We start from the raw sequence: 9,945 nt of genomic DNA on the forward strand, positions 1-9,945 counted from the left end.
ACAGCGCACTATGCGCTGTTTTATTGTCGGCTTATAGAAATTTTAGAATAAGCGATTTATTTTTCTAAGCAGCTTGTATACTAGGTACCAGGCTTTATTTAGCACTACATCTATAACCGGGGGATAGCTGACTTCGGATCCGCCCCATCGTAATTTAAACTTCACGAAACCAGGAGTTTTGCCGCTGGATGTTTCGATGCCCCACCAGTCATACCGCTTTAAGCCATTGTTTTTAGCATCCATCATAGCTTGCCAGTGAATTGCATATGGTGCCATTAGGTTTTTGTCGGAGTCACTGCTCCCACCAAATAAATAAGTGCGGGTATTGCCGTGGTCGATCATAATCGCTGCTGCCACTAAACGTTTTTCGTACAGGGCTTTGTATAAAGATACCTTGCAGCCCCATTTATTGTCATGGCCTTTATAATGCAACACAAAGAAATCGATCAGGGTTTTATAGTACTCTTCCTCATGTCCTTTAAATTTTTGACGTCCGCTAGTGTTGGTAAGTAATTCTATGAACTCTGCGATATGAAAGCCGTGCTGAGGCGAAACGCTCACTTCCGGTTCAACTCGGATATTATGTTTGGCCGCAACTTTAATGTTATAGCGAGTCTTGTTGTGCATGCCTTCTTGTAAATCGTCTGGCGACTGTGTTAAGTCGGTAACTAAAGTTTTGCCAGGCTGAATGCGAATAGTTTTTGCAGCATGCTTTTCGTAATTTAAATCTGTCTTAGACTCTAATCTTATGAACCAGCAATCAGGAAAATCTATTTTAATTTGATTAATCAACTGTTCAATAATTTCTTCGGAGTATTTTACCTCTGCGTCCGCGATAACCGGACCGTAGGCCGAATACAAATAGTATCCGGGCAAGTGAGGGACTTTATTTTTTAGTAACTGTGCTGTTGCAATTATCTTTTTATTTTCATACACGGCGTATCGCACTGCAGTTTTTTGAGAGAGAGTTTGGAAGTTGCCCCAGTCCCAGCTCTGCAAAAAAGAACCGTCGCTGGAGACGGCTACAAATTGATCGTACGCTTGTTTTTCTTGGTCTGACAATCGAACTACATTCATATATAGAACTTAGATGAGCTACTTACTAATTTAAACGCTAACGCATCAGTTTTGTAACGATTACGTTTTGGAGATTAATTTCAAAGCTTCCTTAATTTGAGTTGCCGTGTCCAAAGTGCTATCCACCTTTGTTACTGCCTCTCGGACTTCGCGCGGATTATAGCCTAAAGAAATTAAAGCGTCGAACAGGTCGCTGCTGCCTCCGGAACTACTTTCCAAAATACCGCCTGTTATTTTAGTCTTAAGCTCTAAAATAATTCTCTCGGCGGTTTTTTTACCTACCCCGGACATGCGCGTAAAAATATCGCTATCTCCATTAATAATAGCCTGCTGTAAAATATCTATTTTCGAACTGGAAATAATAGTCAAAGCCATTTTGGGACCGACGCCGGTTACAGTGATAAGCAATTCAAAGAACAGTAACCCCTCAAAATCGGGCATTCCAAACAAAGTTTGGCCATCATCACTGCTTTTATGGTGCACGTATAGCTCGACTTGGCTCCCAAGGGGTCGTTCTAAAACCTCAGGCGTGACAAATAGCTTATACCCAACACCACCCTCTAGTTGGAGGATGATATATTGGGTGGTTTTTTGGAGGATTTTCCCAGAAAGGTAGGCGATCATACTATATAAAGTATATCACGGGCGGAAAATTCTATAATTTTGAGAAAATCTCTATAAAAACCTTAAAAAAACTTGACAAGATTTTCTTGACAGTTATAATCAATATGTGAACAAAATCATAGGAAATTAAGGCAAATTTGAAAGCCCTTTTTTGCGTTCGGCAAGAATGGGGGTCTTTTTTTTCTCAAAAACTATATTTTACCTTTTTCAAGACTATTGGCGGAACCTGTTTCTTTTATATATCTTCACGTTTTAAAACAAAAACCCGCTTATTTTAGTCTTTTTTTGTTGGCTGCGCATTTGTAGTCCAAATAGGCTAAGATCTTTTTTAAAACCTCATTATTAAAATAGCCTGTTTTCTTCCTATATTTACTATATAGAGACAGGTAAGGAAGACACACTCTAGATGCCTACCGCAAGCAAGCCAAAAGGCGCTGTAAAAACAGCTCCAAAGCCTATTGGTAGCGTAGTTGTGCCTGGTCAAACTGCGAATCCTCGCAAGTTCTTCAGCAAGCGCCACGACGCTGTCAAAATGCCGAACCTCATTGAGGTTCAGTTGAATTCCTACAAATGGTTCTTTGAACACGGCCTCAAAGAATTATTGGCGGAGATCAACCCGATTCACGATTTTACCGGCAAGAATCTTGAATTGTACTTCGGCGATTACTACTTTGATAAGCCAAAGTACGACGAAATCACTGCACGTGAAAGAAATACAACTTACGAAGCGCCTTTGTATGTAAGCGCTAAGCTGGTTAACAAGGTTACCGGCAAGACCAAAACCCAAGATGTTTATTTTGGTGATTTTCCATTGATGACTCCTCGCGGAACTTTAGTTATCAATGGCGTAGAACGCGTTGTAGTTTCTCAGTTGATCAAATCTCCTGGCGTATTCTTCACAACCGAATACTTAAAAGGCAAAGATTTATACGGCGCAAAGATCGTCCCTAACCGCGGCGCGTGGTTGGAGCTCGATACCGACGCTGCCGGAGTGATCGGCGTAAAGATCGATCGCAAGCGACGCATTCCGGTAACTGCATTGCTTCGTATTTTTGGTCTGAAGACTAACGAACAAATTATCGAAGCCTTTAAAGATGTAGATACCAATCCGGAAATTAAATATATTCAGAACACTTTGGATAAAGACGCTTCTTCTAATGCCGACGAAGGTTATAAAGAAGTGTACAAGCGTATTCGTCCGGGCGATCTGGCAACCGTAGATAACGCGCGTTCGTTAATTGACGCGATGTTCTTTAACTTTGACCGATATGACTTATCTGAAGTCGGTCGTTATAAATTCAATCAGCGTTTAGAATTCCCAGAAGATCATGACGGCCGCATTTTGGATTTGGAAGATATGGTTGCAGTAGTGAAAGAGATTATCAAACTCAATAATACAGGTGCTCCTGCAGATGATATCGATCACTTGGCAAACCGCCGCATTCGCGCGGTTGGTGAGCTTATTCAGACCCGCTATCGCGTCGGCTTGGCGCGCATGGCCCGCATTAGCAAGGACCGTATGTCTTTAGCTGACTTGGAAACAGTTACTCCTGCGCAATTAATTCACGTTCGTCCTATTGTGGCTAGTACTCAAGAGTTTTTCTCTTCATCTCAGCTATCTCAGTTTATGGACCAGACCAATCCTTTGGCAGAACTCGAACACAAGCGCCGCTTGTCTGCGATGGGTCCTGGTGGCCTATCACGCGAACGCGCAGGCTTCGAAGTTCGCGACGTACACCGTTCTCACTATGGTCGTTTGTGTCCGATCACAACTCCCGAAGGTCCAAACATCGGTTTGGTAGCTCACTTGGCAACTTACGCCCGCATTAATGATTTTGGGTTTATAGAAACCCCTTATCAATTGGTCAAACGTTTTGCAAAGAATGACGGCAAAGACGCAGTAGGCGAAATTGCTCTTTATGATGTCAAAGACGCAAGCGGCTCTGTAGTTGTTAGCGCAGGCACTAAGATGACCGACGCAGACGCGAAGAAATTGCAAAAGATTGAAGACTTGGACCGTGTTCAGGTGAAGAGCCGCCTTACCAAAGACACCGCCTTTATGGATGCATACGAAGAAGAGAAGCTTACTATCGGTACGGCTAACTTAGCTACGGACGAAGAAGGGTTCTTTACCGAAGAGCGCGCGTCAGTACGTGTACGCGGCGTGCCGACCATTGCTGACGTCGAACAGGTTGACTGTATTGATATTTCTCCAAAACAAATTATTTCTGTAACTACTTCTCTAATTCCTTTCTTGGAACATGACGATGCTAACCGTGCCCTTATGGGTTCGAACATGCAACGTCAGGCTGTGTCTTGTATCGTACCTCGTTCTCCGATTGTGGGGACTGGTATGGAAGCAAAAGCAGCCCGCGATTCTGGTCAGGTAATTTTGGCCGAAGAAGCTGGAACTGTTACTAGCGTTGGCGGCGGGAAAATTGCCATGAAAGGCGATTCCGGCAAAAACTACGAATATACTTTATTAAAATACGTTCGCACTAACAGCGGTACTTCCTTAAACCAAATTGCGCGTGTAGACAAAGGCCAAAAAGTAAAAGCCGGCGATGTACTGGCAGACGGTACTTCTACTCAGCACGGCGAATTGGCCCTTGGGCAAAACGTACTGGTTGCGTTTATGTCCTGGGAAGGCGGCAACTATGAAGACGCTATTCTATTGTCCAGCCGATTAGTTCAGGATGATTACTACACCTCAGTTCACATCGAAGACTTTAAGATCGATGTACGCGATACCAAGCTGGGGCCGGAGTTAGTTACCCGCGACATTCCAAATGTTGGAGATGAAAAGCTAAAGAACTTAGACGACGAAGGCGTTATTCGCGTCGGTGCTCAGGTAAAAGCTGGCGATATCTTAGTTGGTAAGATCACTCCAAAAGGCGAAACAGACTTAACAGCTGAAGAAAAATTACTACGCGTAATCTTCGGTGAAAAGTCCCGCGATGTAAAAGATACTTCTCTTACCCTTCCTCATGGCGAATACGGTAAAGTGGTAAACATTCGAGAATTCTCCCGCGATAACGGCGACAAACTGCAAAGCGGTGTGATCCGCTCCATTCAAGTTTCTATCGCAGTGCTTCGCAAGATTCAGGTAGGGGATAAGATGGCTGGACGTCACGGTAACAAAGGTGTTATTTCCCGCATCATCCCGGTAGAGGATATGCCTTACATGGCAGACGGTACTTCTGTAGATATCATTTTGAATCCGCTTGGTATTGTATCCCGTATGAACCTGGGTCAGGTGCTCGAAACTCACTTAGGTTTCGCAGCTCACAAGCTCGGTTATAAAGTGGCTACTCCAGTATTGGACGGTTTAACAGAAGAGCAGATTAAAGATGAATTAGAAAAAGCCGGCGTGTCTCGAACCGGTAAAGTAACTTTGTTCGACGGTAAGACCGGTGATCAGTTTGATGAGCCTGTGACCGTTGGTATGAAGTACATGTTAAAGCTTCATCACTTGGTTGACGACAAGATGCACGCGCGCTCTACCGGACCATACTCCTTAATTACCCAGCAGCCGCTTGGTGGTAAGGCTCAGATGGGTGGACAGCGTTTCGGTGAAATGGAAGTGTGGGCGCTCGAAGGTTACGGCGCTGCCCATACCTTGCAGGAAATGTTGACCATCAAATCAGATGACGTTGTCGGACGCAGCAAGACTTACGAATCGATTGTAAAAGGTGAACCGATTAAAAAGCCAAATGTACCGGAATCGTTCCGCGTATTAGTTAAAGAATTACAAAGCTTAGGCTTAGACGTAGAGCTTCTCGGCGAAAGCGGCGACATGATGAGCGCTACTGCCGAACCGGATGTAGAAGGCGGAGAAGCTGCAGAAGCCAATGGCGAAACCCCTGTGACGGTCGCACAGAGCGGTCCTTCATTATTTGACGAGCCGGCGAAGCCTGCCAAGTCGAAGAAGAAAAAGGAATAATCTATGTTTACACAGACAGAAGAATTTAAAGGCGTCAAAATTAAACTGGCCAGTCCAGAGACAATTTTGCAATGGTCTCACGGCGAAGTAACCAAGCCGGAAACCATTAACTACCGCACTCAGCGTCCGGAAAAAGAAGGTTTGTTCGACGAAAAAATCTTCGGACCGATCCGCGACTGGGAGTGTTATTGTGGGAAGTATAAGCGCATCCGCTACAAAAATATTGTTTGCGACAAGTGCGGCGTGGAGGTTACCAAATCCAGCGTTCGCCGCGAACGCATGGGCCATATTTCTTTGGCAGTACCGGTAGCTCATATCTGGTTTTTGCGCAGCGTGCCATCCCGCTTGGGGTTGGTGCTTGATTTAGGTGTTCAGGAACTTGAGCGCCTGGTTTACTTTGCCGCTTACATTATTACCAGCGTGGACGAAGAAGCCCGCGCAGCTACTTTAGAGCAGATTGAAAATGAATTTAAAGGCAAGAAGAAGGAAATTGAAACCCGCTACGAAACTTTGCTCGCTAAAACCAAGACCGAATTAGGCAAAGACATTAAAGGCGATGATGATGTTAAGGCTGCAAAGATTGATGCCGAAACTACTGCCATTAAGGATATGTGGGAAAAGGAAATCCAGAACTTGGAAGCAATCCGCGATCAGGCTCGCAGCGAACTTAAAGGCATTAAGAAGATGCAGATTATTTCTGAGCTTGCATACCGCGACCTTTCGTTAAAGTATGGTCAGGTATTTACGGCCGGCATTGGTGCCGAAGCTTTACAGGGCTTATTGGAAGAAGTTAACCTAGAAGAATTGTCTGTCGAATTAGAAGGCCAACTAAAGACTGCCGAAGGGCAGAACGCTAAGAAGCTGACCCGCCGCTTAAAGCTGATTAAATCTTTAGTTCGCTCCGGCGTTCGCCCAGAGTGGATGCTTATTCAGCATCTTCCAGTTATTCCGCCAGATTTGCGCCCAATGGTTCAGTTGGATGGCGGCCGTTTTGCGACTTCCGATTTAAACGATTTGTATCGCCGCGTAATCAACCGTAATAACCGTTTGAAGAAGCTTTTGGAAATCAAGTCTCCGGAAGTAATCACCCGTAACGAAAAGCGCATGTTGCAAGAAGCGGTTGATGCTCTTATCGACAACTCTGTCCGCCATGGTAAAGAAGTTACTGCTTCTACCGGTCAAAAGCGCAAGTTGCGTTCTTTGGCAGACATGCTTAAGGGTAAGCAGGGACGTTTCCGTCAGAACTTGCTTGGTAAGCGCGTAGACTACTCTGGTCGTTCTGTAATCGTAGTTGGTCCAACTCTTAAGCTGCATCAGTGTGGTTTGCCAAAAGCTATGGCTTTGGAACTATTTAAACCATTCGTTATTTCTAAATTGATTTCCCGCGAATATGCTCATAACGTTCGTAGCGCTAACCGTTTAATCGAACAAGGCCGTACCGAAGTATGGGATATTCTCGAAGAGGTGAGCAAGGATCACTATGTCTTGCTTAACCGCGCTCCGACCCTTCACAGGCTTGGTTTCCAGGCGTTTCAGCCTGTACTTATCGAAGGTAAGGCTATCCAGCTTCACCCAATGGTATGTGCTGCGTTTAACGCCGACTTCGACGGTGACCAGATGGCTGTTCACGTTCCGTTAACAGAAGCTGCCCAGCAGGAAGCCCGCGAAATCATGGTATCCAGTCACAACTTGCTTAAGCCTGCATCCGGAGATGCTGTAATGACTCCGGCACAGGACGTAGTAGTAGGCTGTTTCTATATCACCACTATCCGCGAAGGGTTAAAAGGCGAGGGCAAAGTGTTTGCCAACCGCGATGAAGCGATTATGGCTTACAACAACAAGCATATTCACATTCAGGCCAAGATCAAGCTTCGCTTGGAAGATGGTGAAATTGTAGAAACTTGCGTGGGCCGCATTATCTTTAACAAGATCATGCCAAAAGAATTCGGTTATCGAAATGAAGCCTTCGACAAAAAGGGTTTGCAGGCTTTGGTCCGCGAATCCTACCGTGCTTTCGGTTTGGATCAAACAGCTGAACTGATCGACGAAATTAAGCGTACCGGTTTTACTTACATGAAGCAGTCCGGCATTTCTTGGGGCATGGATGACCTTACGGTGCCTGGTACTAAGTACGACTTGCTGGCTTTGGCAGACAAAGAAGTACAGTCTACTCAGGAACAGTATTTAGAAGGTTTGTTAACCGAAGACGAACGCTATGGCCGCGTAGTAGAAATTTGGGGCGATGCATCGTCTAAGATTGCTAAAGACGTGGTCGGTACGGTACAACCTCATTCCAGCGTGAACTACTTTGTATCCTCCGGTGCCCGTGGTTCGTTCTCACAGATTACCCAGATGTCCGGTCTAAAGGGATTGGTGGTAAACCCTGGCGGCCGTACTATCGAGCTTCCGATTCGCGGTTCATTTAAAGAAGGTATCGACATTTTGGAATACTTCATCTCTACTCACGGTTCACGTAAGGGTATGAGTGACACCGCGCTACGTACTGCGGACGCTGGTTACTTGACTCGCCGTTTAGTTGACGTGGCTCAGGATGTTGTTATTAACGCCGAAGATTGCGGTACTAAGGACTTCGAACTTATTACCCGCGCGGAAAGCGAAGCCATGAATCAAAGCTTGGAAAAGCGTCTGTTCGGGCGCGTAGTTGCAGAAGATGTAAAGGATGCCGAAGGTAACGTTATAGTGAAGAAGAATCAGGGCGTAGACGAACAGCAGGCGGTTGCAATCGGCGCTACCGATATCCAAGAAGTAAAGTGCCGCGGTGTATTAAAATGTAAGCTGGTTCGCGGCGTTTGCCGACAATGCTATGGTTTCGACCTCGGATTTAACCGAATGGTGGAATTGGGTGCTGCTGCAGGTATTGTGGCTGCCCAGGCGATTGGCGAACCAGGCACACAGCTGACAATGCGTACCTTCCACACCGGTGGATCCGCGTCTGTAAGCGATATTACCCAAGGTTTGCCTCGTGTAGAAGAATTATTCGAAGCTCGCGAACCAAAAGGTATGGCTACTATTGCCGAAATTGCAGGCAAAGTTTCTATTACCCAAACTTCCAGCCGTGAAAATGTTATCCGTGTAGAAGGCAAAGACGCTCAGAGCGATACTATTATCATTCCAGCCGGAGCAGAAGTTCATATTAAAGACGGCAGCAGCGTGACGGCTGGAGACAGCTTGTTTACTACCGATAAAGGCGAGCTTACTAAAGCGCCTGTTAACGGCATGATCAAGATTTCCGACGGCTCTATTCGATTGATTCACGAAAGTGATGATGTAGTCGAATATGTTGTCCCTTCCGGGTTCACTTTGACTGTTAAAGATGGAGATTTGGTATATGCCGGCCAGCCTATGACCGAAGGTAACTTGAGTCCAAACAAGATTTTGGAACTTCAGGGCACTGAAGCCGCTCAGAAATATATAGTAAAGGAAGTACAGGATATTTACGGCTCCCAGGGTCAGCAAATTCACGATAAGCACATCGAAGTAATTGTTCGCCAGATGTTCAGTAAGATGCGGGTGACTAATAACAGCGATACCGATCTTGTAATGGGGGATGTAATCGACAAATCCCGCTTGCAGGAAATTAATGAGCAGCTAGAAAAAGATGGCCGTTCCTTAGTAGAAGCTGAACAGTTGTTGATGGGTATTACCAAGATTTCGTTATCCACAGAAAGCTTCTTAGCTGCCGCTTCTTTCCAAGAAACAACCCGTGTTCTTATCGAAGCCGCTGTTACAGGTAAAACTGACTACTTAAAGGGTCTTAAGGAAAATGTTATCATTGGTAAACTGATTCCAGCCGGTACCGGATTTAACCCGGATATTGCCAAAGAAAATCAGAAAACCGCAGAATTGCCTATATAATTAGGTAATCTGAATAAATAAAAGAAAAGAAGTATTATTAGTTCGATCAGAAAAGTACTACGCCGCCCACGCCCGAAGCCTCGGGCTGGCGGCTAGTACTGATGGTCTCGCAAATTAATACTCTTTTCTTTTTTACTAAGTTTACAAACGTTACTGAAATATCTGCTTACAAAATTCGATATCTGCTATAATAATTTAGTTCGTTTTGCAAATTCCAGCAAAATTCATGAAACAAAAACCAATCAAATACGGTGTTATACTCCAGTCTAACCGCTGCAAAATTATTTTGGTGGCTTTATTAGTTGTTGTTTGCAGTCTGTAATGCCAGGAAAGGCTCAGGCCGCGTCTCTAACAAGTATGCAGGCAATTGCTAGCCGTCTTGCGGAAAATACTAACTCCGACTATACAATTTTCTTTGTTAGCCC

4 protein-coding genes are annotated in these 9,945 nt (G+C 45.0%); 2 read left to right on the plus strand and 2 right to left on the minus strand.

Annotation, left to right across the window (positions count from 1 at the left end; genetic code table 11):
- Nucleotides 1-42: 42 nt before the first annotated feature.
- Both IPM19_05010 and ruvA read right to left on the minus strand, forming a co-directional pair.
- On the minus strand, nt 43-1,077 hold the full coding sequence (locus IPM19_05010) for a peptidoglycan bridge formation glycyltransferase FemA/FemB family protein (GenBank protein QQS22942.1): 1,035 nt from the start codon (nt 1,075-1,077) through the stop codon (nt 43-45).
- Between the two features lie 60 nt (nt 1,078-1,137).
- Nucleotides 1,138-1,701: a Holliday junction branch migration protein RuvA gene (gene ruvA / locus IPM19_05015; GenBank protein QQS22943.1), complete on the minus strand. Its 564-nt coding sequence runs from the start codon at nt 1,699-1,701 to the stop codon at nt 1,138-1,140.
- Nucleotides 1,702-2,233: 532 nt separating this feature from the next.
- Between ruvA and IPM19_05020 the strand changes: the two genes are divergently transcribed.
- Both IPM19_05020 and rpoC read left to right on the plus strand, forming a co-directional pair.
- A complete protein-coding gene (locus tag IPM19_05020) occupies nt 2,234-5,644 on the plus strand; it encodes a DNA-directed RNA polymerase subunit beta (protein QQS23428.1) in 3,411 nt (1,136 codons plus the stop codon).
- Between the two features lie 3 nt (nt 5,645-5,647).
- Nucleotides 5,648-9,520 carry a DNA-directed RNA polymerase subunit beta' gene (rpoC, locus tag IPM19_05025; GenBank protein QQS22944.1) on the plus strand — a complete coding sequence of 1,291 codons (3,873 nt, stop codon included), beginning with the start codon at nt 5,648-5,650 and terminating at the stop codon, nt 9,518-9,520.
- The last annotated feature ends 425 nt before the right edge of the window (nt 9,521-9,945 follow it).

Source organism: bacterium (assembly GCA_016699995.1).
GTDB lineage: Bacteria > Patescibacteriota > Doudnabacteria > UBA920 > UBA920 > UBA920.